This window comes from Vibrio rumoiensis, assembly GCF_002218045.2.
Classification (GTDB): Bacteria; Pseudomonadota; Gammaproteobacteria; order Enterobacterales; family Vibrionaceae; genus Vibrio; species Vibrio rumoiensis.
In genome coordinates, this window is record NZ_AP018685.1 from 1,028,373 (window position 1) to 1,054,249 (window position 25,877).

25 protein-coding genes are annotated in these 25,877 nt (G+C 42.0%); 16 read left to right on the plus strand and 9 right to left on the minus strand.

The genetic code is table 11. The features are described 5' to 3' along the window. Positions 1-42 precede the first annotated feature (42 nt). Positions 43-537, plus strand: a complete 495-nt coding sequence (locus VRUMOI_RS04740) for a CvpA family protein (RefSeq protein ID WP_089137381.1) — start codon at positions 43-45, stop codon at positions 535-537. A gap of 44 nt (positions 538-581) precedes the next feature. Next, positions 582-2,099: an amidophosphoribosyltransferase gene (gene purF / locus VRUMOI_RS04745; protein WP_089137380.1), complete on the plus strand. Its 1,518-nt coding sequence runs from the start codon at positions 582-584 to the stop codon at positions 2,097-2,099. Positions 2,100-2,181: 82 nt separating this feature from the next. On the opposite strand, the gene VRUMOI_RS04750 is transcribed toward purF, so the two are convergent. After that, on the minus strand, positions 2,182-3,057 hold the full coding sequence (locus tag VRUMOI_RS04750; protein ID WP_089137379.1) for a LysR family transcriptional regulator: 876 nt from the start codon (positions 3,055-3,057) through the stop codon (positions 2,182-2,184). 495 nt (positions 3,058-3,552) lie between these two features. On the opposite strand from VRUMOI_RS04750, the gene VRUMOI_RS04755 reads away from it, so the two are divergent. Further along, complete coding sequence (locus tag VRUMOI_RS04755) at positions 3,553-4,653, plus strand: response regulator (protein ID WP_089137378.1); 1,101 nt, start codon at positions 3,553-3,555, stop codon at positions 4,651-4,653. 78 nt (positions 4,654-4,731) lie between these two features. On the opposite strand, the gene VRUMOI_RS04760 is transcribed toward VRUMOI_RS04755, so the two are convergent. Next, the gene (locus VRUMOI_RS04760; RefSeq protein ID WP_110410649.1) at positions 4,732-5,757 is read right to left on the minus strand and encodes an IS630 family transposase; all 1,026 of its coding nucleotides are present in this window, start codon (positions 5,755-5,757) and stop codon (positions 4,732-4,734) included. 284 nt (positions 5,758-6,041) lie between these two features. Here VRUMOI_RS04760 and VRUMOI_RS04765 point away from each other — a divergent pair, with 284 nt between their 5' ends. The 5 genes from VRUMOI_RS04765 to recR all read left to right on the plus strand — a co-directional run bounded on the left by VRUMOI_RS04765 (position 6,042) and on the right by recR (position 10,419). Next, on the plus strand, positions 6,042-6,428 hold the full coding sequence (locus tag VRUMOI_RS04765; protein ID WP_089139040.1) for a DUF454 family protein: 387 nt from the start codon (positions 6,042-6,044) through the stop codon (positions 6,426-6,428). A gap of 126 nt (positions 6,429-6,554) precedes the next feature. Beyond that, a complete protein-coding gene (gene apt, locus VRUMOI_RS04770; protein WP_089139041.1) occupies positions 6,555-7,100 on the plus strand; it encodes an adenine phosphoribosyltransferase in 546 nt (181 codons plus the stop codon). Between the two features lie 97 nt (positions 7,101-7,197). Continuing rightward, complete coding sequence (gene dnaX / locus VRUMOI_RS04775; protein ID WP_089139092.1) at positions 7,198-9,324, plus strand: DNA polymerase III subunit gamma/tau; 2,127 nt, start codon at positions 7,198-7,200, stop codon at positions 9,322-9,324. Between the two features lie 143 nt (positions 9,325-9,467). Next, positions 9,468-9,797 (plus strand): YbaB/EbfC family nucleoid-associated protein, encoded by a 330-nt coding sequence (locus VRUMOI_RS04780; protein WP_089139042.1) that lies wholly within the window; start codon positions 9,468-9,470, stop codon positions 9,795-9,797. Positions 9,798-9,819: 22 nt separating this feature from the next. Continuing rightward, a complete protein-coding gene (gene recR / locus VRUMOI_RS04785; RefSeq protein WP_089139043.1) occupies positions 9,820-10,419 on the plus strand; it encodes a recombination mediator RecR in 600 nt (199 codons plus the stop codon). 104 nt (positions 10,420-10,523) lie between these two features. Here recR and VRUMOI_RS04790 read toward each other — a convergent pair whose 3' ends face one another. Continuing rightward, entirely contained in the window at positions 10,524-10,772 is a 249-nt protein-coding gene (locus VRUMOI_RS04790; RefSeq protein ID WP_089139044.1) for a YkgJ family cysteine cluster protein, read from the minus strand. 139 nt (positions 10,773-10,911) lie between these two features. On the opposite strand from VRUMOI_RS04790, the gene VRUMOI_RS04795 reads away from it, so the two are divergent. Further along, positions 10,912-11,352, plus strand: coding sequence for a YcgN family cysteine cluster protein (locus VRUMOI_RS04795; protein WP_089139045.1), 441 nt, complete (start codon positions 10,912-10,914; stop codon positions 11,350-11,352). Between the two features lie 42 nt (positions 11,353-11,394). Beyond that, positions 11,395-11,586 (plus strand): diguanylate cyclase domain-containing protein, encoded by a 192-nt coding sequence (locus VRUMOI_RS04800; RefSeq protein WP_162598339.1) that lies wholly within the window; start codon positions 11,395-11,397, stop codon positions 11,584-11,586. A gap of 55 nt (positions 11,587-11,641) precedes the next feature. Here the strand turns inward: VRUMOI_RS04800 and VRUMOI_RS04805 are convergent, their stop codons facing one another. Next, on the minus strand, positions 11,642-12,610 hold the full coding sequence (locus VRUMOI_RS04805) for a ChaN family lipoprotein (protein WP_089139047.1): 969 nt from the start codon (positions 12,608-12,610) through the stop codon (positions 11,642-11,644). A gap of 169 nt (positions 12,611-12,779) precedes the next feature. On the opposite strand from VRUMOI_RS04805, the gene VRUMOI_RS04810 reads away from it, so the two are divergent. Next, entirely contained in the window at positions 12,780-13,526 is a 747-nt protein-coding gene (locus VRUMOI_RS04810; protein ID WP_089139048.1) for an endonuclease, read from the plus strand. Positions 13,527-13,532: 6 nt separating this feature from the next. On the opposite strand, the gene rlmA is transcribed toward VRUMOI_RS04810, so the two are convergent. The 3 genes from rlmA to gap form a co-directional block, all read right to left on the minus strand. Continuing rightward, the gene (rlmA, locus tag VRUMOI_RS04815) at positions 13,533-14,360 is read right to left on the minus strand and encodes a 23S rRNA (guanine(745)-N(1))-methyltransferase (RefSeq protein WP_089139049.1); all 828 of its coding nucleotides are present in this window, start codon (positions 14,358-14,360) and stop codon (positions 13,533-13,535) included. 91 nt (positions 14,361-14,451) lie between these two features. Further along, positions 14,452-15,333: a D-hexose-6-phosphate mutarotase gene (locus VRUMOI_RS04820; protein WP_089139050.1), complete on the minus strand. Its 882-nt coding sequence runs from the start codon at positions 15,331-15,333 to the stop codon at positions 14,452-14,454. Between the two features lie 172 nt (positions 15,334-15,505). Next, the gene (gene gap / locus VRUMOI_RS04825) at positions 15,506-16,501 is read right to left on the minus strand and encodes a type I glyceraldehyde-3-phosphate dehydrogenase (RefSeq protein ID WP_089139051.1); all 996 of its coding nucleotides are present in this window, start codon (positions 16,499-16,501) and stop codon (positions 15,506-15,508) included. A 378-nt stretch (positions 16,502-16,879) separates the two neighbouring features. On the opposite strand from gap, the gene msrB reads away from it, so the two are divergent. Both msrB and VRUMOI_RS04835 read left to right on the plus strand, forming a co-directional pair. Continuing rightward, positions 16,880-17,263: a peptide-methionine (R)-S-oxide reductase MsrB gene (msrB, locus tag VRUMOI_RS04830; RefSeq protein WP_394607706.1), complete on the plus strand. Its 384-nt coding sequence runs from the start codon at positions 16,880-16,882 to the stop codon at positions 17,261-17,263. Between the two features lie 87 nt (positions 17,264-17,350). Continuing rightward, positions 17,351-17,632, plus strand: coding sequence for a YeaC family protein (locus tag VRUMOI_RS04835; protein WP_089139052.1), 282 nt, complete (start codon positions 17,351-17,353; stop codon positions 17,630-17,632). A 100-nt stretch (positions 17,633-17,732) separates the two neighbouring features. Here VRUMOI_RS04835 and ansA read toward each other — a convergent pair whose 3' ends face one another. Next, entirely contained in the window at positions 17,733-18,746 is a 1,014-nt protein-coding gene (gene ansA / locus VRUMOI_RS04840) for an asparaginase (protein ID WP_089139053.1), read from the minus strand. Between the two features lie 189 nt (positions 18,747-18,935). Beyond that, the gene (gene sppA / locus VRUMOI_RS04845) at positions 18,936-20,795 is read right to left on the minus strand and encodes a signal peptide peptidase SppA (RefSeq protein WP_089139054.1); all 1,860 of its coding nucleotides are present in this window, start codon (positions 20,793-20,795) and stop codon (positions 18,936-18,938) included. Positions 20,796-21,051: 256 nt separating this feature from the next. Here sppA and VRUMOI_RS04850 point away from each other — a divergent pair, with 256 nt between their 5' ends. The 3 genes from VRUMOI_RS04850 (at position 21,052) to VRUMOI_RS04860 (ending at position 25,815) form a co-directional block, all read left to right on the plus strand. Then, the gene (locus VRUMOI_RS04850; RefSeq protein ID WP_089139055.1) at positions 21,052-23,055 is read left to right on the plus strand and encodes an NADPH-dependent 2,4-dienoyl-CoA reductase; all 2,004 of its coding nucleotides are present in this window, start codon (positions 21,052-21,054) and stop codon (positions 23,053-23,055) included. A gap of 153 nt (positions 23,056-23,208) precedes the next feature. After that, complete coding sequence (locus VRUMOI_RS04855; protein ID WP_089139056.1) at positions 23,209-23,757, plus strand: NAD(P)H nitroreductase; 549 nt, start codon at positions 23,209-23,211, stop codon at positions 23,755-23,757. Between the two features lie 99 nt (positions 23,758-23,856). Further along, positions 23,857-25,815 (plus strand): DNA topoisomerase III, encoded by a 1,959-nt coding sequence (locus VRUMOI_RS04860; RefSeq protein ID WP_089139094.1) that lies wholly within the window; start codon positions 23,857-23,859, stop codon positions 25,813-25,815. Positions 25,816-25,877 lie beyond the last annotated feature (62 nt).

Sequence of the window (25,877 nt, forward strand, 5' to 3'; positions counted from 1 at the left end):
ATTTTTCTGTTAAAATGCGCGCCAACTTAAGATGTAAATTTTATGATTTGGATAGATTTTGTCATTTTAGGGGTGATCGGCTTTTCCGCTTTGATCAGCTTAGTTCGTGGTTTTGTTAAAGAAGCGTTATCTTTAGTGATTTGGTGTGGTGCATTTTATATCGCCACTCATTATTACTTAAAGCTAGCAGCATACTTTACCAATATAGAAAGCGATATGGTTCGAAATGGGGCCGCATTAGGGGCTTTGTTTGTTGCGACACTGGTTGTCGGAGCTTTAGTGAATTATGTGATTAGCCAGCTTGTCGTTAAAACAGGCTTGTCTGGTACCGATAGGGTATTGGGCGTGGTTTTTGGTGCTTTACGTGGCGTACTGATCATTGCAGTCGTGTTATTTTTTATGGATGCGTTTACCGCGTTCCCAAATTCAGAGTGGTGGAAATCGTCGCAATTAATTCCGCAGTTTAGCCGAATCATTGCCCCGTTTTTTGATCACTTGAAACAGACTTCAAGCTTTTTATCTGGCGCGCCTTTGTAATTTGAATTGGAGGCGCCAGTTCTCCACCAACCGAGGGTTAAGACATGTGTGGTATTGTTGGAATCGTAGGTGTAACGCCTGTCAATCAATCGATTTATGATGCTTTAACGGTATTGCAGCATCGTGGCCAAGATGCCGCAGGTATTATTACCATAGATAGCAATCGTTTTCGTCTGCGCAAAGCCAATGGTTTAGTGAAAGATGTGTTTGAAATTAAACATATGAAACGACTACAAGGGAATGTAGGAATTGGACATGTTCGTTACCCAACGGCCGGTAGCTCTAGTGCGTCTGAAGCACAGCCATTCTATGTAAACTCTCCTTACGGCATTACACTCGCGCATAATGGTAATTTGACCAATGCTCATGAAATTCGTCAATGGTTGTTTGAACAAGGCCGACGTCATATCAATACAACCTCTGATTCAGAAGTATTATTGAATATTCTTGCCCAAGAAATTGACTTATCAGAGAACTATCCTTTAACGCAAACCGATGTGTTTGGTGCGATTAAGAAAGTACATAAAATCGTTAAAGGTGCCTATGCGGTTGCTGCAATGATTATCGGCCATGGCATGGTGGCTTTCCGAGACCCAAATGGTATTCGCCCATTATGTTTAGGTAAGCGTGAAGTCGGTGAACGTACAGAGTACATGGTGGCCTCTGAATCCGTGGCTCTGGATGCGGTTGGTTTTGATTTTGTTCGTGATGTCGCCCCTGGTGAAGCGATTTATGCAACGTTTGATGGGCAGCTCTTTAGCGAACAATGTGCAGAGCAACCAGTGCTTAACCCGTGTATTTTCGAATTTGTTTATTTTGCACGCCCAGATTCATTTATCGATAAAATCTCGGTATATAGCGCTCGAGTTGAAATGGGTAAAAAACTCGGTGAAAAAATCAAACGAGAGTGGGATGACCTTGATATTGATGTTGTTATTCCAATCCCTGAAACCTCGTGTGATATCGCTTTAGAAATCGCTCAATTGATTGATAAGCCATACCGCCAAGGGTTCGTTAAAAACCGTTATGTTGGCCGTACCTTTATCATGCCGGGTCAGCAGTTACGTAAGAAATCTGTTCGACGCAAACTTAATGCCATTCGTTCTGAATTTAAAGGTAAGAACGTGTTGTTGGTAGATGATTCGATTGTGCGTGGCACGACTTCTGAACAGATTATCGAGATGGCTCGTGATTCTGGTGCGAAAAATGTCTATATGGTTTCTGCTGCGCCCGAAGTTCGCTTTCCTAATGTGTACGGAATCGATATGCCAAGTGCCAATGAATTGATTGCCCATGGACGCGAAACGGATGAAATTTGTAAAATGATTGGTGCTGACGCCTTGATGTTCCAAGACCTTGAAGATCTTGTTTTGGCTGTCGGATTAGGTAATCCAAGCATTACGCAATTTGAAACCTCCGTATTCAGCGGCCACTATGTGACGGGCGATATTGACCAAGCATATTTAGACCACATTGATTCACTTAGAAATGATGACGCTAAACTAGAGCGTGATATGCAAGTTGATTTAGCTAATTTAGAAATGCACAACGAAGGCGCATAAGCTTTCGTTGGTATTGATGAAATGTTGAGACGAAAAAGCCAGAGTTATCAAACTCTGGCTTTTTGTTGTTTGTATCACGAAATTAGATCACTTCATGTTGAGCGATGAAATCGATCAATAAGCGCACTTTTTCAGGTTGGTGATTTTTGTGATTATAGAGCATGTAGATGTCGCGAGAGTTGGCACTCCAATCATCGAGAACGCGAACTAAACGACCTTCACGTAAATAAGCTTCAATCATAACGTCAGGCATTAAGCTAATACCTAAACCATGAGTGCAAGCTTTACGGACAACATTTAATTCACTTGCTTCTAAGCGGCCTTTCTCATTAATGGTGACGGTTTCACCTTGTGAGTTAGTCAATTGCCATTTTACCAGTGGTAAACCTTTTAGTAGCGAGTGATGGCGTAGATCATCAGCATGATGTAAATCACCACAATCCGCTAAATATTTAGGGCTAGCGACTAAGACATCTTTTACTTCATTAATCTTACGAGCAATTAAGGTCGAATCACGTTGCGGACCGACACGGAAAATCACATCCCACTCGGTAGGATCGAGTTGATCGGCGTAGTTGGTCATCAGAAGCTCAATACGAATATCAGGGTACTTTGCCATAAACTCATTGAGCATTGGCATTATCATGCGTTTAGCTGTATTCGATGGCGCTGAAATACGTAGTTTGCCAGAAGCACCACGGCATTCGTCTGAAATGTTTTCTGTTGTTTCGGCTAAATGTCTAAGCAGAGGTGCGCATTCGTCGTAAAAGCGTTGTCCGGCTTCGGTTAAGGAAAGTTTACGGGCATTGCGGTTAAGCAAGCGTAGATTTAATCCTTCTTCCAGCGCTTGAATACGGCGAGTAATCGTTGCAACAGGAATTGTGGTCTTACGGGAAGTAGCGGTGTAGCTTCCGTTATCCACAACAAGTCGAAATAAATTTAAATCATCAAGTTTCATTGTACGTGCACTTATGTATACAGCGAGTAAAGGCTAGTGTAGCGAAACACTGGCTAAGATGGTTGTTTAATATCAAACATTATTGCTATTGCGGATCATCATTACGTTATAAGGAGCTAAACACAACCCTTATTGATACCTATGGGTATTTTAAAATGTTTTTTGTGGGTTTTGAATGCAGATATGAGTGCGATATTTTACTGCGTAGGAATGTGGCTTGTGTCATGTAAGAACTAACGCTGAAAGAGTGCTCTACGGCGACTTTTTTGAGATCGAGGCATAATATTCATTAAGAGGATTTGAATTTAAAACCGTTGATAACTACCTTTTAATAAGCTTTATAATGAACGACATTGAATACAAGCACTGATTTTTTGAGATACAAGTTGGGTGTCTAAGGTTTCAATTAAGCTTATTAAGTTATTAAATCAAGGTGATATCAATGAATTAGTAGCTTGTAAGCAAATTTACTGAGTATTAAGAGGTTACCCCAATATGCATAAGTCGGTTTCTCAAGTGCAAAATGTACACACAACTTTAAGCCGTGCCAGACAAACCATTATGCTTGTTGATGACGATCCTATATTCCGCAGTGTGATTTCTTCATATCTCAAAAAATTGAATTATGAAGTAACAGAAGCTGAAAATGGGCTCGAAGCACTGCGGTTGTTACGACAACATGTCCCTGACCTTATGATTTGTGATTTAAATATGCCGATCATGAGCGGTATTGAGTTAGTTGAAGAGGTGAGTTGGCAATTTCCAATGTTACCGATGATTGTCGTTTCGGCTACTGAAGACATGGCAGATGTGGCGCGTGTATTACGATTCGGTATTAAAGATTTTTTAACCAAACCTATCACTCAACTTGATCACTTTACCTCTGCGATTACAACCTCATTGGAAGAATCGCAATCGAATCCTAGTGTTGTACGTGATTTTTCTAGCCAATGGTTTCAGCTCGATCACTCCGGCCAAGTCGACGAAGAAAAAGAGTTATATTGGCATCTTAATCATTTAAAAAATAATGTGGTTACTTCCCGGGATCTATTGCATGCGCTTCAACCGGAACGGGATACTCAGCAAGGTGGTTGGAAGTGCAGTTATCACATTCTACAACCATCTGAAATGATGCCATTGGTATTCGATTATGCATGGTTAATGGATGGCCGCTTTGCTTTTTATTTAGTGGATTCTTCTGATGGCGGAGATAACGGCGTCGGGACGGCGTTGTTAGTTCGAGCTTTGTTTAACGATTTTTTAAGAACCCGTAAACGCTGTCATTCAGATTTAAAAGATTTGGCTGATGCGGTTGAAAAGGGCATCAGTTGCACTCAATGTTCAGAGCCTATCAATGCCTTATTTGGTATTGCCGATATGGTGGAAAATACAATCTCTATCCTTCCAGCGGGTTTGAAAAGTAATTGGCTTTTTGATGGCAATAATCAATGGATTGAGAAAGGGATTAAACTTGGTGAAGGATGCACAAAAAACTTTGTGACGAGCCATTTGCCAATGAAAAAAGATGGAGAGCTTGTACTCAGTGAGCTTGGAGTACGTAGTTTTAAATTAACAATTAAGAACTTGAGTTATTAAAATGCCGGGATGAGCTTAATATTGTGATCTCGCTGACAGCTTTGTAATAACCCTTATGTTTGTCGGTTTTATACCCAATTAACTTGAAGATGCAGATTTCATAACCTGAAAATTATCGTTAATTCTAGTCGTCAGTGAGTCTGCAACTTTAGGTAAAGTCACATCAAAAAATCGATTTATTGCATCCTTAAAGGATGCTTTTGTTGGGAAGTAAACATTATTTCTGGCATGCTCATGCATGACCTTCCACAGTCGTTCTATTGGATTTAAATTTGGACTGTAAGGGGGCAAATAATGCAGTTCGATATTGAGTATCCGGGCAAAATCTTTTACCAGCTGACTTCGGTGATAACCGGCACCATCGAGAATGACATGAATCTTTTGCTCTAATGGATAATGTTCTTTTTTCAGTTTCCAAAAGAAACGGGCAATACTTTCACTATTAATTGTTTCATAACTTTCAGTCACAGTTGCAGCGATATCAGCAAGATTCAGAGCACCGACAAAGTTCAATCGTGTACGACTACCCGTCGTTTCAATCACTTTGTCTTGCCCTTTACGGAGCCAACCATAAGTGATTTTGGTCGCTTGACTTGGATGCACAGCATCCAAGAATAAAATAGGCTCGTTTAGTTGCTTCAGCTCTTGATAATATTGAATAAAAGCACCTTGAGCTTCAGGGTTAAACTTATGTGGAACACCTTTAGGTTGCTTATAGGAAAAGCCATTATGGTGTAACCATTTATTCATTCCAGCGACAGTGTAAGTGACTTGGAATTGATTCTGAACGTAGTCAACAATCTGGTAAGTGTGAAAATAAGTATTGTCAGTAAGATGCTCAATTAATGCCATAGTTTCGGCAGCATTGAGTTTACTTTTTGAGCCACCATTTTCAGGCTTCAATTTTTCAGATTGTAGGTAATCATTAATATGGCGTATCACCGTTGTTTGATGAATTCGCAATGCTTGCGAAATCATAGAAACAGACCAACCCTCAGATGCGAGTAAGACAGCTTTAATGCGGTCACATACTCGACGGTCACGCGATGAATCGTGCATCCGTTCGAGTTGTTTTTTCTTTTGGTTGGAAAGTTCAATGTTCATGTTTGCTAGCATGATCCTGTTCAACGATAAAATCAAGCATCTTCAATGATCACGGGTATAGTCTAAGTAGGGTTTGCTTATATTCTGCCTTCGTTTTGTTAATCGAGGGCTCAAAATGTCAGATGAAAATTTTAATGAACCATTTAATCTTTTTTACTTTTTAGGGACGATTGTCGCTTTACTTTTACCTACTCTTCCTGCAACACTTACTTGGATAAATATCTTAAGCCAAAATTAATTTGGCTTAATAACCAGTTGTAAGGAATAAAACCATCATCCGTAAAATGCTTTTGAACGCCGTTGGTGGTTTAGCTTTACTACTTGGAATACTAGGGATTTTTCTTCCTCTTCTTCCAACCACGCCATTTCTTCTGCTCGCCAGTGCATGCTTTATGCGCAGCAATGAAAAATTTCATCATTGGATTCACCATCATCCACATCTAGGCCCGATCATTGATAATTGGAATCAGCACAGGGCGGTGAGTTCTGCAATGAAAAAACGAGGTTATGTGCTGCTGGCTATCAGCTTTATTTTCTCTTTCGTCATGCTTCCTCAATGGTGGCTCAAGATCGGCTTAGTATTTGGTTTCTCTCTATTATTTTTTTGCTTTCATCGCTTGCCTGTTCATGATCCTGCTTCAAATGTTGCTGAGCCTGATGAAAATCACTAACATACCTGCCATCTCACTATATAACCCCAGAACAGATTCCCATCTCTGAGGTTATATTAATAATTACCGCAAGCTTTAGTGATGGTATTATTCACCTTACAGTTTGCCACAGATAAGAATTCTATAATGACGACAGATACCCAAGCGCTTATTCAAGCCAGCATCAAAACGATTCCTGATTACCCTAAAAAAGGAATTCTGTTCCGCGATGTCACGAGTTTGATGGAAGATCCGAAAGCCTACCAAGCAACGATTCAATTGCTAGTGGAAAAATACCAATCAATGGGCTTTACCAAGGTCGTAGGGACGGAAGCTCGTGGATTTTTGTTTGGTGCTCCATTAGCTTTAGCGTTAGGTTTAGGCTTCATTCCTGTACGTAAGCCGGGTAAATTACCTCGTGAAACCGTTTCACAATCTTATGAGTTAGAGTACGGTACTGACGTGCTTGAAATTCATACGGATGCTATAAAAGCGGGTGATAAAGTGTTAGTCGTCGATGATTTATTGGCAACGGGTGGCACGATTGAAGCGACAGTGAAGTTAATTCGCCAGCTAGGGGGCGAAGTAACCGACGCGGCCTTTGTGATTAACCTTCCTGATATCGGTGGTGAAGATAAATTGAAATCACTTGGCTTAAATGTGTATAGCATCTGTGAGTTTGCAGGCCACTAAAACCTGTATTGAGCTTTATGCCATCTTATTCTTAAGAGAATAAAGCTCACATTAGGCCTATTATTCAACAGTCGGAATGATTGAACCGGAAGATTTGATGAGTTATTTAGCGTTAGCAAGAAAATGGCGACCAACTAAGTTTGAAAATGTGGTTGGTCAAGATCACGTAATTACCGCTTTAGAGAATGCTTTAAAGCAGAATCGTTTGCATCACGCCTATTTATTCAGCGGAACTCGTGGGGTCGGTAAAACATCTATTGGCCGGCTGTTTGCTAAGGGGCTTAATTGCGAAACTGGGATTACGGACAATCCATGTGGTGTGTGTGATAGTTGTATTGAAATCGATCAAGGTCGTTATGTCGATTTATTAGAAATTGATGCTGCTTCGCGTACTAAGGTCGAAGATACACGAGAACTGTTAGATAACGTGCAATATAAGCCAGCACGTGGTCGCTTTAAAGTATATCTTATCGATGAAGTACACATGCTATCGCGACACAGTTTTAATGCCTTATTAAAAACACTGGAAGAGCCGCCAGAGTACGTCAAGTTCTTATTGGCAACGACGGATCCACAGAAATTACCAGTGACGATTCTTTCGCGTTGTCTTCAATTTCATCTTAAACCTATCAACTCCGATCAAATTCATGAGCAATTGGATTTTGTGCTTGGTGAAGAAAAAATCACCTCTGAACCACGAGCGTTAAGTCTGATTTCCCATGCTGCCGATGGAAGTATGCGAGATGCACTAAGCTTGTCTGACCAAGCAATTGCGCTAGGTAATGGGCATATTGATAGTGCGACAGTGTCGAATATGTTAGGTACTTTAGATACCGAACAAGCTATCTATTTGCTAGAGGCGATCAGCAGTAAACAACCGCAAACCGCAATGAGTTGTCTTGAGCAGTTAGCTGCTAATGGTATTGACTGGGATGGTTTATTCAAAGAATTAAGCAGTCAACTTCATCGAATCGCGATGTATCAAGCGCTGCCAGCTAGTTTAAATAAAGAGCAACCTGATGCGGAAAGAGTTGAGCTCTTAAGTCAATCTCTAACACCACAAGATGTGCAGCTTTATTACCAAATGACGCTAAAAGGTCGTCAGGATTTATCATTATCTCCGAGCGAGAAAATGGCAGCAGAAATGCTAGTGTTGAGAATGCTGGCCTTTAGACCGGCGCAAGCGGTATCTGGCAATACGATTGTCTCTCCAGCAGCGCAAACGAAAAGTATTCCGGTGGTTGAATCGGCACCGAGAAGAGCAGAGCCTAAGCCTTCCTCTTCACAACAAGCATCGATTCCACCGGCACAATATCAAGCAAGGTCTTCAAGCTCTGCGTCTCCTGTACCTGTAGCCAATCATATGGGTAATACGGACCATAGCGCTGCGAGTCATCCATCGGTTGAAAACCCAACCTATCAGCAGTCTGAGCCACAACAAGCGAACCAAGCATCACAACCGCAGTCAGCCTCTCCTCTAACGGGGTTAAGGCACCAGCTGCGCAGTAAACGCGAGAATTTACGTACGACGCCAGTGGTTGGGAACGATCCAACAAAAAAGACTGAAGCGACGTCTGCTAAACCAGTAAAAACATCGGTACTTGACCGTATAGCAAGTAAGCATACGGCAGCCGCAGTTGAAGCTGTGCAGGGGTCGCCAATCTCAGCTAATGGCACACCTATCTCTGGAGCCGCTAAATCAGAAGATCCCAATGAGCCTTATCAGTGGAAGCCGACTCAGCCGCAATTGCATCAGCAAGAAAGCCAAGAGTTAACGCCTACTCAAATTAAGAAAGCGTTAGAGCATATTAAAACGCCTGAAATGGCAGAAAAGCTATTACGAGAAAGTATTGAACAAAGTGAATGGGCGGCCGTGATTGAGCAACTAGATACCGCCAAGCTTGTTCAACAATTAGCACTAAACTCGACTTACAGTAAAAATGAACACGTCATCACATTAGGATTACGTGCAGAGCAAGCTCATTTGAATACACCAAAAGCACAAGAAGAATTGACCGATGTTTTATCTCAGCATTTTCAGCAGAGTTGTGAATTGGTTATTCAAATTAATGAAGATGGTATGACGCCATTGGAGCTCAGAGAAAAACTGTATCAGGAAAAATTGAAGCAAGCGTTCGAAAACTTAGATTCAGATCCTAACATCCAATTTTTGCAAAAGCGTTTTGCTGCAGAAATAGATAAAGATAGCGTACGGCCGATCTAACCGCTCTTATGGTTAAATGCTGTGCAACCAGTGAATTAAATACGCGATAGGGTAGTTTTACAGTTGAATTTCAATCCTATTGACCCAATAAACATTAGTAATGACTTTAATCATTCTATTTAGATAACAAGCGAGAATTAAGCATGTTTGGTAAAGGCGGAATGGGCAACATGATGAAGCAAGCCCAGCAAATGCAAGAGCGTATGCAAAAGCTTCAAGAAGAAATTGCTAACATGGAAATCGTTGGTGAATCTGGTGCAGGTCTTGTAAAAGTGACTATCACTGGTAGCCATAGCGTTCGTCGTGTTGAAATCGATGAAAGTTTGATGGAAGACGATAAAGAAATGCTAGAAGATTTAATCGCGGCTGCATTTAATGATGCCGCTCGTCGTATTGAAGAAACGCAAAAAGAAAAAATGGCATCAGTGACTGGCGGTATGCAATTACCACCAGGCATGAAAATGCCATTTTAATTGAACCAGTAGAGATTCATACATGCGTACAAGCAGTATGCTGGAACAATTGATGGAGGCCTTACGTTGTTTACCTGGGGTTGGCCCCAAGTCAGCACAGCGTATGGCCTTTCATTTATTGCAGCGTAATAGAAAAGGTGGTCTGCAATTAGCAGAAGCCTTATCTCAAGCGATGACAGAAATTGGGCATTGCGACCAATGTAGAACTTTTACAGAGCAAGACACTTGTCATGTCTGTATCAACCCTAAGCGGCAAGCGAACGGGCAGATCTGCGTCGTGGAAACCCCTGCCGATATTGCTGCAATTGAAGCAACGGGACAGTATTCAGGTCGTTATTTTGTTCTGATGGGGCATTTATCACCACTTGATGGAATTGGACCAAGTGATATTGGTTTAGATTTGCTGGATTACCGATTAAGCAATGGTGATGTCGAAGAAGTGATTTTGGCCACGAACCCGACAGTAGAAGGCGAAGCCACTGCGCATTATATTGCTCAGCTATGTAAGGCTCATGGTGTTAATGCCAGCCGTATTGCGCATGGTGTGCCTATGGGCGGTGAACTAGAGTTGGTCGATGGCACCACGCTTTCTCACTCACTGCTTGGCCGACTAAAGTTATAGATGAAATATAATACTTAAACTCGAAGCTTGATTTTAATGTTGATGATCTCAATATTTTTCGAGTTTCGAGTTTCGAGTTTCGAGTTTCGAGTTTCGAGTTTTACTTAAGTTATCTTTTCTAGATCTGCAATAATAAACAAGGCTTCTTGATCGGTTTTGCCACAAATGGCTTCTTCTGCTTTAAACGCATGACACACTTTTGGCCTTTCTGGCTGACCAAACAGCTTGCATAAATTATCTTCATTTAACTGTATGCATCGAATACCAGCCGGTTTCCCATTCGGCATTCCAGGAATTGGCGATGATATGCTAGGTGCAATGCAACAAGCACCACATCCAAGACGACACTCCATAAAACACTTCTCTGCAGTTCAAAAATTGGTCGCAGATAGTAGCAAAATACCCATAGAGAAAATAGCATAACTTGAATTTTGTCGATGATCAGCGTATAAAACGCAGCCTATATTCTATACAAGTTCAAGCAGGCATATTATGACAACTCCATTTTGGCAAACTAAGTCACTCCAACAAATGACTGAGCAAGAGTGGGAGTCTCTTTGCGATGGTTGTGGTAAGTGTTGTTTGCATAAATTAATGGATGAAGATAGCGATGAAGTCTATTACACCAATGTGGCTTGTAGCTGGTTAAATAATAAGACTTGCGGTTGTAAAGATTACCCGAATCGTTTTGAATCTGGAGAAGAGTGTTTAAAACTGACTCGTGACAAAATTGATGAATTTAACTGGTTACCTGAAACCTGCTCTTACCGCCTACTGGCCGAAAATAAACCGCTGCCTGAGTGGCATCCTCTCATTACTGGCTCAAAATCAGCGATGCACGCTGCTGGTGAAAGTGTGCGTAACAAAGTCGTTTATGAGATTGATGTAGTCGACTGGGAAGACCACATTTTGAATCATCCAAATCGTAAATAAATAAGATGCAATTTTATTAACTGGTAAATATGTCAACATTTCTTGTATAAAGGTGAGCAATTACCGGTTAAATTCAGCCTTGGTTATGCGTTGTCACCGGAAGAAGCAACGGATCCAGAAACATTAATAAAATATGCAGATACCGCCATGTACCACTCTGAGCGAGAAGGTAAGCAGAAGGCGAAGTTCTGTGATGCTAGCATGCTGACGACAGAAGATCTTAAGAGCTTATAATTTCTGTTGAATTTTTCTAATTACGATACCCTAGCTTAATCCGCTGGGGGATTTTTTACTCGTTATTTGAACAGTTCGGTTCTTTTCTGTTTTTGAATAGTTGGGCGAACGCGATCCGTTGGTTTTCCGGTTTTATATATCTGATTGGTGGCGTAAGTACATGTAGCTGGTAATCATGACTGTCCGTGGTGATCGTTCCAACAGGGGTAACGATAATAATATTTAATGTTGGGTCGTTCTGCTTAATTTGCGCAGCTATGCCCAGCCCACCTTCGGTATGAAATTTACCTGCAATATGTACGATTTTTGCATTTGGGTGGGTATGTTTGTAGTTCACTATACTTTCAGCCATGGTGGCATCCCAAGTGAGTTGAGAAGCATACATGTTTAGATGTTGGCTAGGCTCGCCATGGTGCATTGACGTCATAAACTTTTCTTTATAAGTGGAATCCCCTAAATCTATTTCACTCGCCACATAAGCTCTTTCTTCTGGTGGCAATACATCTAAATATTTCAATCCATCCTTAGCAATACAGCGCACGATAGATTTAGGCGCATTCGCTGCGATGACATCCATGTCCGCATGCTTTGCCAATTCAACTAAAGGGCGATAGTCACTCTCATAATTTGGCCAAGCATTGCCTTGTGAGATAAGCGTTTGCTCTCCAATGCTTCTTTGTAAATAGTCATCAATGATCGATTGAGTATCACGGCTAAACTGTTCCATTGACAACGCAATAGGCTGAGTTGATTGAATGAGCAGCTTTAATACATCGGCTTGAAATCTATGTATGCCCGCGTGGGTATGCCACTCGCCAATTAAAATCACATCTGCTTGAGAGGTGTTTTTAATCCATTGAGATAATTGGATTTTCTGCCCTCTAGGGGTATAGAGTTGATAGTCGAAGAAAGTGATGATGTCATCTTGAGTATTTGGAGTATCTGGTTTTGAGCTACATCCTGCGGTAAACAGCACCGTAGTTAGAAGGATAATAAGAGGTTTATTAAATGATTTGAATGACATGCTTATCTCCCATTGCAATTTTATGTTAGCGGACAAACAGTTATACGACAATGTGAATGATAGCCATTTTCAATTTTGTTTGATTGATTATTGAGCAAATTAATAATAAATAGTATGAAAAAAGTATTAAAAGAAACGTAAAATAGGGACTTCAATAAGGAAGTCTCAAATGAAAAAATGGTCATTAATTGCGTGCATGTGGTTTCCGCTTGTATTGTTTCCAAGCGGCGCATCAGCAAGTCAAAATACTCAGATAGATTCATTCTCAAAAGCAAAACGCTTACTAATGCAAAACGTTTATAATTCAACAGAAATGCGTAAAACGGTATATTGCAATGCTGCCTTTGATGATAAGAAGCAAGTAACCTTACCTGTGGGTTTTAATGATGCTTTATATACCTCTCGTGCAAAACGGGTGGAGTTTGAGCATATTGTGCCTGCGGAAAACTTTGGCCGTGCATTTAAAGAATGGAGAGATGGGGCACCGGTGTGTGTCAGTAGCAAAGGTAAGCCGTTTAAAGGGCGTAAATGCGCCGAAAAAGCGAACCATGACTACCGTTTAATGCAGGCGGATGGTTATAATTTGTTTGCTGCAATAGGCAGCGTTAACGCATATCGGTCAAACTATAATTTTCAAATGATGTCTGGAACGAAAAGTGATTTTGGTTCGTGTGATTTTCATGTGGAAGATAGAAAAGCACAACCACCGCAACAGGCACGAGGCTTGATCGCTCGTACTTATCTATATTTTGATGCTACATATTCGCAGTTTCGCTTAAGTAAACAGCAGAAACAGTTATTCGTAGCTTGGGATAAACAATATCCAGTGAGCCGATTTGAATGCCAGAAAGCGAAAATTGTTGAAAGCTATCAGCACAACGTTAATCCGATTTTAGCGGAACGCTGTGCAATGTAATAATCGTTAGTGGTTTTTGCTATAAACTCTAAGGATAAAGTCGGCCTCACAGCGAAATTGTGGGGCTTTTTTCAATTCAGTTTTCATTGCCTCTGATGCTTTCCAAGCAAACGGCGTCATTTGCAATAAATCCTCTGCTTGTTCGCCTGTCATGGCCATCTCGTAATGTAATTTTTGCTCTTCTAATAATGCAAAACCAGCGATGTTTTCTGGTGTTTCATCGTGAAGCCTGACGTCTTGATAAACCAATTCACGCAGTTGAAACAAGTGGCGGGCAGCTGGTGTGACGGTGATGACAATTCCTTGAGCCGTCGTGGCACGTTGTAATTCAGCGTGATCGCAAGGCGCATAAATTCTCAGAATGGCATCAAGGCTGTTATCTGAAAATGGGAGGCGATGGCTGGAAGCAACACAAAATTGCATGCTGTCATTCGTGTATCGTTTTGCTGCATACCGAATTGCGACTTTAGAGATATCTAAGCCGTAGCAAATTGCATGTGGATCTTGTTGCTTGAGCGCTTGAGCGATGTAGTGCGTGTAATAACCTTCACCGCAGCCAATATCGAGTAACTGATGCGACGTCTTTGCAAGGTATTGTTTACATAGGGTTGCAACGGCTTCTCGCATTGGGTGATATTGCTCAGACTCTAGAAAGCGGCGGCGCGCTTGCATCATTTCTGCATTATCACCAGGCTGCTTTGAGCGTTTATGTTGAACCGGCATGAGATTGACGTAACCTTCTTTCGCGCGATCAAATTGGTGATTATTTTCGCACTGAAACCCATATTGGTTATCGGCAAGGCTTTGATGGCAAAGAGGGCATTGGTAAGTCATGTCATTTCTTATTCGTGAATGTGTTGCGATGATATAAGAGCTCGCAGCTTAAAAGCAAGTTGGCCTTTAAACTACGAGGAATCTTTCTGGATTATTTCTGCGAAATAGTGGTGCTTAGTTGGTAATGTTCACCTGGTTGCAGCATGTGGCCACTGTCGAGTGTTTCTGCGTAAAGTGTTGACTCTACACAGACCATATTCATATACGCTTCATCTTTCATATCAACCATGCCTTGAGTGAGCTCCCACGGGTTCCAAATAACGGCGGCGGTGTCGCCTTTATTCTCAACACTAATACTACGTTGATTGTTTGGATCTGAGATTAAAATTTGTGTTGATGGATGCGTGTAGACACGGTCAACGCCTGCTGTGATGTTGAGTGTATCGCCACCTAAGCAAACTTTGCCACCTTGTAGTTTGTCGATGTAATGATCGCCCATCCCAGTAATTTGGGTATCTAAGATATTGGCGATGTTGAAGTAAGTATGTAAAGCACCAGAGAACTTCCATGTCTGCTCATCAATGTTTTTAATGTGCATAGTTACGGTTAATTGCTCTGAAACTTCAATATCTAAAAAGACTTCAAATTGATGAGGCCAGATCGCCAAGGTTTCTTGAGAAGGTTTTAGCTCAATTCGAATTATCACACCATCTTGATTCTCTCTATGTTCAACCAAAGACCATTCAGTAGTGCGGGCAAAACCATGACTAGGTTCAGAGGCTTTAGCAAACCATGGCCAGCAGACAGGAATACCACCACGTAATGGCGTTTTACCATCAAAAATCGCGCTCTCACTTGTCCAGATGAGATCTTGTCCGCCTTGAGGCTTAAAAGATATGACATGGCCACCAAATAATGAGATTGCTGCCTCAGCTTTCGGGTGCTGGATATGGACAATTTTAGCTTGGTCTTTTTGTACCACAGTAATGCAGTCTGATAGGGTGCTAATGATAGGTAAGTGGGTTAGGTTCATGAATCCGGTCCTCGTAACTAGGGTTTCGTTTCTCGAATAGGTAGTTAACACAGCTCGAGATACGAGCTTTCGATATTCCGAGCAACGTAAAATCAAAAAAGGCGACACAATGGCCGCCTTTTATTAGCTTGTCTTCAAAAGAAGATCTTTCAAAGAAAGTCTATGCTAATGCTTACTTAGAGATGTGAGCGATTAGGTCAAGAACTTTGTTTGAGTAGCCGATTTCGTTATCGTACCAAGATACAACTTTAACGAATTTGTCGTTAAGTGCGATACCAGCAGCTGCATCGAATACAGAAGTGTTAGTTTCGCCGATAAAATCTTGAGAAACAACTGCGTCTTCAGTGTAACCAAGAACGCCAGCTAGTTCGCCTTCAGAAGCGCGCTTCATTTCTGCACAGATGTCAGCGTAAGAAGCAGCGTTTGCTAGGTTAACTGTTAGGTCAACAACTGAAACGTTAGCAGTTGGTACGCGGAAAGCCATACCAGTTAGTTTACCTTGTACTTCAGGAAGTACAACGCCTACTGCTTTAGCAGCACCAGTTGAAGATGGGATGATGTTTTGAGAAGCACCACGACCACCACGCCAGTCTTTCGCAGAAGGACCATCTACAGTTTTTTGAGTAGCTGTAGTTGCGTGAACAGTAGTCATAAGACCAGACTCAATGCCCCACTTGTCGTTAAGTACTTTAGCGATAGGTGCAAGACAGTTAGTAGTACAAGAAGCGTTAGAAACGATATCTTGACCAGCGTAAGTAGTGTGGTTAACACCCATTACGAACATTGGAGTTGCGTCTTTAGAAGGACCAGTAAGAACAACTTTCTTAGCACCAGCAGTGATGTGCTTACGTGCAGTTTCGTCAGTTAGGAACAGACCAGTTGCTTCAGCAACAACGTCAACGTTGATTTCGTTCCACTTAAGATCTTCTGGGTTACGTTCAGCAGTAACACGTACAGTTTTACCGTTAACGATTAGGTTACCGTCTTTTACTTCAACAGTACCGTTGAAACGACCGTGAGTTGAATCGTACTTAAGCATGTATGCCATGTATTCAACATCGATAAGGTCATTGATACCAACAACTTCGATGTTGTCACGCTCAACAGAAGCACGGAAAACGAAACGTCCAATACGGCCAAAACCGTTAATACCTACTTTGATAGTCATTGTAGTTGCTCCACAACTTAATTTCAGATTAAAGATAACTGGTAGTAAAATTACAGAAGCCAGTTACATCCTGCAAGGCATAATCGGTGTTTACTTGTTCAAAGTCAAAAAAAAGAGTTACTTTCTTTCTGAATTTAGCCAAATCGATTAATTCATGCCCAGTCTGTATGTTTCTGATTCCATTGCCACCAATTTGGAAACATTGAGACTATGAACCATAGTTTCCCGTGATTCAAGTCACTATTTTAAACTGTGGGAAAGTATGTGCCACATTATAGGTAATTGGCAAGTTTTTGTTCAAAACAATCAATGATAAAGTAGTGTAATAATTTTGCTTTAATGATGATTGACTTTGTAGTGGATAATAATGAGGACCTTGTGAAAAAGACGGATAAAGAATGGAAAACTTCTCTAACAGAAGAACAATATAGAGTATGTCGTCTTGGGGGGACGGAAGCGCCATATTCAGGTACTTTACTTCATAATAAAGAAACGGGCACTTACCAATGTACTTGCTGCCAGGCGGATTTATTTGCCTCAGATGATAAATTTGATTCTGGTTGTGGTTGGCCAAGTTTTGACAAACCGATTTCAAAAACCGCAATTAAATATTTAGATGATCACAGCCACGGAATGATTCGTACTGAAATTCGTTGTGCTCAATGTGATAGTCACTTAGGACATGTGTTTTTAGATGGGCCTCAAGAAACCACGGGGCAACGTTTTTGTGTTAATTCGGTATCGTTGATATTTAACCGTTAGAGCGAACGTTTACATTGCTTGTGTGAAGCTCATTAGTTAAGCGAAGGCACTGATATGTTGTCGCTTTAATTCGAAAGGAATAAGAATATGAATGTTGAACAACTGCTTAATGCGATGACACCCGAAGTGTTCGAGCGTTTAAATTATGCGATAGAGACCGGGCGTTGGTTAGATGGTACGCCCATAACCAAAGAACAGCGTGATTCATGTATGCAAGCGGTGATGTTGTATCAGTCAAAGCATAATCATGATGCTCAACATATGTCGGTGGCGGCTGGCGGTGAAGTGACGTTTAAATCAAAATCAGAACTTAAAAAGCAATTTATAGAAACGGAAGCTGATATTTTACGAGTGAAGGTGGATAATTAGAATCGGTTTCTAGTTTGAAGGAGCCGACTCTCGTTTCTCGGGCGCTTTGCTTCTCGTTGCTCGAACTATCTTTTCCGAGCAACGAGAACCCGAGTGACGCTTATAAACTCATCTCACCACGCAATACTTGTTTCATCTGAGACTTAATCTCGTCATAACTGAGATTTTTGCTTAATAGGTAGTGCAATTTTGCGAGTGCGGCTTCATGTGTCATATCGTAGCCACTGATCACGCCTGCTTCCGCTAAAGAGACCCCCGTTGCATAGCCATCCATATTCACTTTACCTGTTAGGCATTGAGTCAGGTTCACGACAATCACGCCTCGCTCAGAAGCTTCTTTTAAATGACCAAGCATTTCTTTGTTTTGTGGCGCATTACCCACTCCAAAGGTGAGTAAGATCATCGCATTGACTGGTTGGCGAAGAGTGTTGCGAATCACTTCATGCGAGATACCTGGGTACATGGTGATCACGCCAATCGGTTGTGGTGTGATGGTGTGTACTCGAAATTCACCAGTTGGTTTTTTATCAATTAAGTCAGGGTTGCTAACTTGGATATTGATTCCTGCTTCAAGCAAATGCGGCATATTAGGTGAAGTGAAAGCATTAAAGCCATCGGCACGTGATTTAGTACTGCGATTGCCACGCATTAGCTGGTTATTAAAAAATAACGTGACTTCATTGATCGGATAGTTTGCAGCAATGTGCAAAGCATTTAATAAGTTCGCCTGGCCATCAGAGCGCAGTTCTGCCAATGGGATTTGAGAACCTGTAACAATCACCGGCTTGCCAAGATTTTCAAACATGAAAGACAATGCCGACGCCGTGTAAGCCATCGTATCGGTACCATGCAGAATCACGAAACCATCGTATTTGTCATAGTTGGCTTTAATATCATCCGCGATATGTTGCCAATCATTTGGCGTCATGTCGGAAGAATCCATAAGGGGGGAATATTCATGCACGGTAAAAAGAGGCATTTCTTCACGATGGAACTCTGGCATGGCTTGTAATTGCTGGGTCATAAAGCCATCAGCAGGAATGTAGCCATGAGAAGATCGTTTCATACCAATGGTGCCGCCGGTATACGCAATGTAGATATGTTTTCTAGTCATAATTTTAGGATATCGTTTGTAGGAACAGACAGGTGACGGATTATAGCGATAATTCACTGCATACCCAAGCGACTTCCATTTATCGAGAATGAAGAATGGTGTATTGATAAATGAAAAAACCAGCGATAAATGATCGCTGGTTTTGAGTTGGTTATACTTTTTTAAAGTGCGCTAATTAACGATTAGTGGCTAGTTAGCTTCACAAGTTAAGCAAAACGAATAGTAGCCTTTCGGATCGTTTAAGCTATTCAGTAAGTCGGCACTTTGTGATATTTGCGCAGCAGCTGGTTTCAGCGCATCAGGTAACCATTGACTTAGTGGGTTACCTAGTGATGCATCCATTGAACTAAACAGATCTTGTAGCATTTGCTGAGTTGGCGTTAACGGCTTATCTATCCAGGTTAGATTGTAGCTTTTAATCTTCGCGAGTTGAGCCGCTTCGTTAATTGCATCATCAAAATCGCCCATTTGGTCAACTAAGCCACGCTTCATGGCGTCTTGGCCGGTCCATACTCGACCTTGTGCAATTTTATCAACGTCAGCAACTTTAATACCACGGTTCTTACCGACGAGTGAAATAAAGCGATGGTATCCATGCTCAATCCCCATTTGCATCGCTTCAGCTGCGCCTTTCGATAAGCCATTGGTAAGACCTACACCAGAGAATGGACTGGTTCCGATACCATCAGTATTCACGCCAAGTTTATTTAAGCTTTTTTCAAAGGTAGTGATAATACCAAAAATACCAATCGAGCCTGTAAGGGTGGTTGGTTGTGCGATAATTTTATCCGCACTCATTGAAATCCAGTAACCACCAGATGCTGCTAGGCTCGACATGGATACGACAACTGGTTTACCGGCTTTTTTCAATGCTTCGATTTCGTTGCGAATAATCTCAGAAGCAAAAGCGCTACCACCTGGGCTATCTACACGTAAGACAACGGCTTTAATATTATCGTCTAGGCGGGCTTGTTGTAACAGGCGAGCCATTGAATCTCCGCCAACACTACCTTTAGGCTGGTCGCCATCGAGAATGGTGCCACTTGCCACCACCACGGCAATTTTGTCTGCAGTATTTGCGATAGGTTGCGTTACTTTTTCTTTGTAGCGATAGTAACTGATACCGTTATAGCCATTTTTAACGGTTCCACCAAACTTAGAACGCATGAACGTCATGGCTTGCTGGCGAGTCATCAATTGATCGACCAAGCCGACTTGTTTGGATAGTTCAGCTAGATCACCATTAACACTTTTCATTTTCGCTAAGAACTCATCCATGCTCGGTGTGATCGCTTTGCTGTCGATATTTCTATTGTGAGAAACATCGTCAATATAAGCGCTCCATAGCTGAGTTAACCATGCTGTCGCAGATTCTTTTGCTGCTGGAGACATATCATTACGAATGAATGGTTCTACTGCTGATTTATAAGTACCTACGCGAAATACATGCGTGGTGACGTCCAGCTTTTCTAATAGGTCTTTATAGTAAAGCGTATAAGCGCCGTAACCTTTAAGGAGGACTGCACCGTCTGGAGAAAGGAGAACTTTATCTGCATAACTGGCTAAGTAGTATTGGCTCTGATTATAAAAATCACCATAAGCATAAACCGGTTTGCCGTTTGCTTTGAACTCACCAATCGCTTTGGCGATGTATCTAAGTTTCGTAAGATTGGTTTCTGGCATTTGTTTTAAGTTTAATACTAAGCCTGAAACTGAGCTATCAGTCGCCGCGAAACGGATGGTTGAAACAATATCGTATAGTACGTTTTCTTTCGGTAGATCTTTGTCAAACAAAGTGCCTGATAACGAGTCAAGAGGGTTAACGTAAGTACGCTGCTCAACAATTGGCCCTTCTAAATTCAGAATGAGGGCTTCTTTTTTAGGCGCTTCGACTTGCTCAGATGTTGGATCCTGCTGTGGGAAGAAAGAAAAGTAAGCAAGAACCAAAACACCAATAAATAAGAGGTTAAGCAAAGCAACACGTAAGAAAGAGATTAACTTCCATATGCCTTTGAAGATCGCTGCGATAAAGCAAAATAGTTTTTTCATATTTCTGTCCAGTTAAACATGATCGTTAGCTTAGGGGCTGGAAGCCAATGTACCATAAGCGTTAATAAGAGTGTCGCTTCATCAATTGTTAAACTCAAGATTAATCTGAATTTTTTATCAGGATGGTTAGTTTAAGCATATTTAAGTAGGAAAATTGAGCTAGGTTGCAAAAATGTAAACACATGTTTGAATACTGACCGTTGAGGCGATATCGTGGTCGGACCATATAATAACAATTAGCCTTATAGGTGAGATCATGTACCCACATTTATTAGCGCCACTGGACCTTGGATTTACTCAATTGCGCAATCGCGTATTAATGGGATCAATGCATACAGGGTTAGAAGAGGAGCGAGGTGAGCTGACAAAATTAGCGGCTTTTTATGAAGAGCGTGCCAAAGGTGGTGTTGGTTTAATTGTCACAGGTGGTTTTTCACCCAATTTGCGTGGTCGCTTACATCCTTTTAGTTCTCAACTAAGCTCTCGTTCTCATGCGAAAAAGCATAAAGTGGTCACAGAAGCCGTTCACAAACATGGTGGTAAAATTGCTTTGCAGATCTTACATGCCGGTCGTTATGCGATGCATCCATTTTCACAAAGCGCCAGTGCCACCCGTGCGCCGATTTCAAAATTCACCCCTTGTAAAATGAGCGCAAGGCAAATCCGTAATACCATTGATGATTTTGCTAACACGGCCTATCTAGCTCAAACCGCGGGGTATGATGGCGTGGAAGTTATGGGGTCGGAAGGCTATTTGATTAATCAGTTCATTTGCCAGAGAACCAATCAACGCGGTGATGAATGGGGCGGAAGCTATCAAAATCGTATGCGTTTACCCCTTGAGATTGTTAAATCAATCCGTGCCAAAGTTGGCGATGAATTTATCATCATTTTCCGTTTGTCTATGCTCGATTTGGTTGAGCAAGGTAGCACTTTTGATGAGGTGGTGGAGTTAGCGAAAGCGTTAGAGCAAGCAGGTGTTACCTTAATTAATACCGGAATTGGCTGGCATGAAGCGCGAGTTCCGACGATTGCCACTCAAGTGCCTCGCGCGGCATTTAGCTGGGTGACAGAAAAAGTGAAGCCGCATTTGTCGATTCCGGTCATTACTTGTAACCGTATCAATACGCCAGAGGTCGCCGAAGAAATCTTATCTCAAGGTCATGCCGATATGGTGTCAATGGCGCGACCGTTCTTAGCCGATCCGGACTTTGTTAACAAAGCGGCGGCGCAAAAATCGAAACTCATCAATACTTGTATCGGTTGTAACCAAGCCTGTCTTGATAACATTTTTAAAGGTAAAGCGGCGAGCTGTTTGGTCAACCCGAGAGCCTGTAATGAAACTGAAATGGCCATTTTACCGGCATCAGTTAAAAAACGTGTTGCGGTTATTGGCGCAGGGCCGGCGGGATTGGCGTGTGCCACCATTGCTGCTGAGCGTGGTCATCAAGTGGATTTATTTGAGAAAAATGATCGGATTGGTGGGCAATTCCGTTTGGCGATGCAAATTCCTGGTAAAGAAGAGTTTCGTGAAACCATCCGTTATTTTGCCAATCGCATAGAAGAAACAGGTGTCAACTTAAAACTTGATACCGAAGTCAGTTTTGATGTGATTGCGGATTATGATGAGATTGTCATGGCCTCTGGCGTCAAACCAAGAGTATTGGATTTAGAAGGAATGGCAGGTAATCAAAAAGTGATTGATTATCAAACCTTGATCCGAGAGAAAACAGCGCTAGGCAATAAAGTCGCCATCATTGGTGCGGGTGGTATTGGGGTTGATGTGGCAAGTATGATCACCGAACCCGAACAACATAGTATCAGTGATTGGTTAGACGATTGGGGCATAGACCAAAACCTGAAAATGGCGGGAGGCTTGATGCCGTTGCCAGAAAGTATCAGCGATAAAGAAGTGTGGTTAATGCAACGTCGCCAAGGACGAGTGGGTAAAGGGCCAGGCAAAACCACCGGTTGGATTCACCGTGCTACGTTGCAAAAACGCGGGGTGAATTTGATGGGAGGCGTCGCTTATCAAAAAGTGAGTGAACAAGGGTTGCACATTACTTTGAATGAAAAAGAAACCCTACTTGATGCTGATAATATTATCGTCTGTGCAGGACAAGTATCGGTGCGTCCTTTTGAAGATAAGTGGCAATCTCTCAATGGTAAGCTACATGTGATTGGTGGTGCAGACGTTGCAGGTGAGCTTGATGCTGTTCGGGCTATTCGCCAGGGCACTAAAGTTGCAATGTCGCTGTAACATTGGAATAAAATATCAGATCACGGTCTATAAGCTAACGGCATTTGAGCTGACGTGTGACATCGATTGTTGAAATTGTAATGGGAATCATAGCCAAGTCATAACGATTTGATTATGATTCCCATTCTTTATATCAAAGCAGTAGGGATAGTTATGCAAGCATTGGATTTATTATTAGAGCGCCGCTCCATCGCCAATCTCGTTGAGCCTGCACCGGAAGGAAAAGTATTAGAAAATATCATCAAGGCGGGCTTAAGAGCCCCCGATCATGGCAATTTGACCCCTTGGCATTTCGTGATAGCTCAAGGAGAAGGCTTGCGTAAATTGGCGGATATTTTAGTTCATGCCGCTCAAATAAATGCCAGCCCTGATGCTGTAATAGAAAAGCTAAAGAAAGCACCTTTTCGCGCACCTATGGTGATCACCGTGATTGCGAAAGTGACGCAACATGAAAAAGTACCAGCATTAGAACAATATTTATCGGCGGGTTGTGCGGCACAAGCAATGCAAATGGCAGCAGTTGCGCAAGGTTTTCAAGGCTTTTGGCGCTCAGGAGAGTGGATGTTCCATAAAGAAGTTCACCACGCATTTGGTTTGGAAGGGGAAGACCAAATTGTGGGTTTTCTGTATCTTGGTACGCCCGGTTGTTCTGCCATGAAAGTACCTGAACGTAAAATTGGTGATTATGTTTCTTATTTATAATCAAATGATGAGCACACACTGTATAAATTAACAGTTTTTAGTTGATTTTTAAGGGCGACATTCGATAATGTGGCCCTTTGTTTTTGGTTACACGGAAAAATTGTGCGTTTATTCATTGCGGAAAAGCCCAGTTTAGGCCGAGCGATTGCCTCAGCATTACCTAAACCCCATAAAAATGAGCAAGGTTATATTCGCTGTGGTAACGGTGATATTGTCACTTGGTGTATTGGTCATCTACTGGAACAAGTAGAACCCGATGTCTACGACGAGCGCTATAAAAAATGGAACCTGGCTGATCTACCGATTATCCCTCAGCAATGGCAATTACGCCCACGCGCTGCGGCGAAAAAACAGTTGTCAGTTATTAAGCAGCTTTTCAAGCAAAAGCCTGAATTGATAAACGCAGGCGACCCCGACCGAGAAGGCCAGCTTTTAGTCGATGAAGTGATTGATTACCTCAAAGCGACCAAAGCCCAAAAACAATCGACTCAACGCCTGCTCGTTAACGATCTGAATTTACCTGCGGTAAAACGCGCGCTCACCCAAATGCGTTCTAATCAAGATTTTATCCCTTTATCCATATCGGCTTTAGCGCGCTCCCGTGCGGATTGGTTATATGGTATGAACATGTCACGCGCTTATACTTTATTAGGGCAAAAAGCGGGTTATCAGGGAGTATTATCGGTAGGTCGAGTGCAAACTCCTGTACTTGGGCTTGTCGTTCGTCGAGATGAAGAAATTGAAAACTTTATTCCACGTGATTATTTTTCTTTGCACGCTTTGATCCCTTATCAAAATGGTACAGATTCATTTGATATTCGCGCTAAATGGAAGCCAAGTGAAGCCATTAAACCGTGGCAAGATGAAGAAGGGCGCGTTCTTAACCGTAAGCTAGTTGAAAATGTGGCCAAACGCATTGAAGGCCAACCTGCGACGGTCAAAGATTCGGAACAAAAGCAAACCAAACAAGCACCACCTTTACCTTATTCATTATCGGCGTTACAAATTGATGCCGCGCGCCGTTTTCAAATGAGCGCTCAAGATGTCTTAAATGTGTGTCAGTCTTTGTATGAAAAACATAAATTGATCACGTACCCTCGCTCTGATAGTCGCTATTTACCAAAAGAACATTTTACCCAAGCGAAAGCTGTGACAAGCGCCATTGCCAATAACGACACACAACTTTCGAGTGCGGTAGATAATGCGGATCTTTCACTGAAATCGAAGGCGTGGAATGACAGTAAAGTCGATGCCCACCATGCCATTATTCCGACGCCTAAAAAAATGTCGACTCATGCGTTATCTGGTCATGAAGCAAAAATCTACCAATTGATCGCAAGGCAATACTTAATGCAGTTTTATCCGCCCGCGGTGTATGCCGAATCAAAGCTAGAGTTTGATATTGCTGGTGGCGTGTTTATTGCGAAAGGACGAGTCATGGTTTCTGCGGGATGGAAAAGTTTGTTGCCAGCAGGAAAAGCGGCTCAAGTTGAAGAGGATGAAGCCGATCCTGTCCCTGCGTTATCACAAGGTGATGTCTTGACCTGCCGAGAAGGCGAAATTAAAGACCATAAAACAGAGCCACCACGACACTTTACGGAATCAACACTACTGCAAGCGATGACCGGGATCGCTCGTTTCGTTGCAGATAAAAACTTAAAGAAAATTCTACGTGAAACGGATGGCCTAGGAACGGAAGCTACTCGAGCGGGCATATTAGATGCCTTATTTAAAAGGCAACTGTTGGTACGCCAAGGCAGAAATATTTTAAGCAGCGAAGCGGGAAGAGGCTTAATTCATGCTCTGCCAGCAGAATCAACCTATCCTGATATGACCGCACATTGGGAGCATCAACTGCAAGCGATGGCTGAAAAACAGCAACCTTATGCGCCTTTTATGCAAAGCTTACAAACACAGATCGACACGCTTATACAACAGATCAAAGTCAGCCCTGTCCCTGAATCGTTACGTCACTTACCTGCGGTAAAAAGGCCAGCTTATAAAAAAAGAAGTTCGACAAAACCTAAGCGCCTAACAAAGGTAAGTAAAAAACCATAAATGGGTTGTTGGTTGATCAATCTCGTGCAAGAAAACTTCTATTTTGGTGCAGTTTATGAAAA

Bases quoted from the DNA above. Each gene is read 5' to 3' on its own strand.
- apt (WP_089139041.1), top strand. From the start codon at position 6,555: ATGACGACAGATACCCAAGCGCTTATTCAAGCCAGCATCAAAACGATT.
- VRUMOI_RS04780 (WP_089139042.1), top strand. From the start codon at position 9,468: ATGTTTGGTAAAGGCGGAATGGGCAACATGATGAAGCAAGCCCAGCAA.
- dnaX (WP_089139092.1), top strand. From the start codon at position 7,198: ATGAGTTATTTAGCGTTAGCAAGAAAATGGCGACCAACTAAGTTTGAA.
- VRUMOI_RS04810 (WP_089139048.1), top strand. From the start codon at position 12,780: ATGAAAAAATGGTCATTAATTGCGTGCATGTGGTTTCCGCTTGTATTG.
- sppA (WP_089139054.1), bottom strand. From the start codon at position 20,795: ATGAAAAAACTATTTTGCTTTATCGCAGCGATCTTCAAAGGCATATGG.
- VRUMOI_RS04855 (WP_089139056.1), top strand. From the start codon at position 23,209: ATGCAAGCATTGGATTTATTATTAGAGCGCCGCTCCATCGCCAATCTC.
- VRUMOI_RS04760 (WP_110410649.1), bottom strand. From the start codon at position 5,757: ATGAACATTGAACTTTCCAACCAAAAGAAAAAACAACTCGAACGGATG.
- VRUMOI_RS04750 (WP_089137379.1), bottom strand. From the start codon at position 3,057: ATGAAACTTGATGATTTAAATTTATTTCGACTTGTTGTGGATAACGGA.
- VRUMOI_RS04795 (WP_089139045.1), top strand. From the start codon at position 10,912: ATGACAACTCCATTTTGGCAAACTAAGTCACTCCAACAAATGACTGAG.
- purF (WP_089137380.1), top strand. From the start codon at position 582: ATGTGTGGTATTGTTGGAATCGTAGGTGTAACGCCTGTCAATCAATCG.
- VRUMOI_RS04755 (WP_089137378.1), top strand. From the start codon at position 3,553: ATGCATAAGTCGGTTTCTCAAGTGCAAAATGTACACACAACTTTAAGC.
- VRUMOI_RS04820 (WP_089139050.1), bottom strand. From the start codon at position 15,333: ATGAACCTAACCCACTTACCTATCATTAGCACCCTATCAGACTGCATT.
- VRUMOI_RS04740 (WP_089137381.1), top strand. From the start codon at position 43: ATGATTTGGATAGATTTTGTCATTTTAGGGGTGATCGGCTTTTCCGCT.
- ansA (WP_089139053.1), bottom strand. From the start codon at position 18,746: ATGACTAGAAAACATATCTACATTGCGTATACCGGCGGCACCATTGGT.
- recR (WP_089139043.1), top strand. From the start codon at position 9,820: ATGCGTACAAGCAGTATGCTGGAACAATTGATGGAGGCCTTACGTTGT.
- VRUMOI_RS04805 (WP_089139047.1), bottom strand. From the start codon at position 12,610: ATGTCATTCAAATCATTTAATAAACCTCTTATTATCCTTCTAACTACG.
- gap (WP_089139051.1), bottom strand. From the start codon at position 16,501: ATGACTATCAAAGTAGGTATTAACGGTTTTGGCCGTATTGGACGTTTC.
- VRUMOI_RS04790 (WP_089139044.1), bottom strand. From the start codon at position 10,772: ATGGAGTGTCGTCTTGGATGTGGTGCTTGTTGCATTGCACCTAGCATA.
- VRUMOI_RS04835 (WP_089139052.1), top strand. From the start codon at position 17,351: ATGAATGTTGAACAACTGCTTAATGCGATGACACCCGAAGTGTTCGAG.
- VRUMOI_RS04765 (WP_089139040.1), top strand. From the start codon at position 6,042: ATGCTTTTGAACGCCGTTGGTGGTTTAGCTTTACTACTTGGAATACTA.
- rlmA (WP_089139049.1), bottom strand. From the start codon at position 14,360: ATGACTTACCAATGCCCTCTTTGCCATCAAAGCCTTGCCGATAACCAA.
- VRUMOI_RS04850 (WP_089139055.1), top strand. From the start codon at position 21,052: ATGTACCCACATTTATTAGCGCCACTGGACCTTGGATTTACTCAATTG.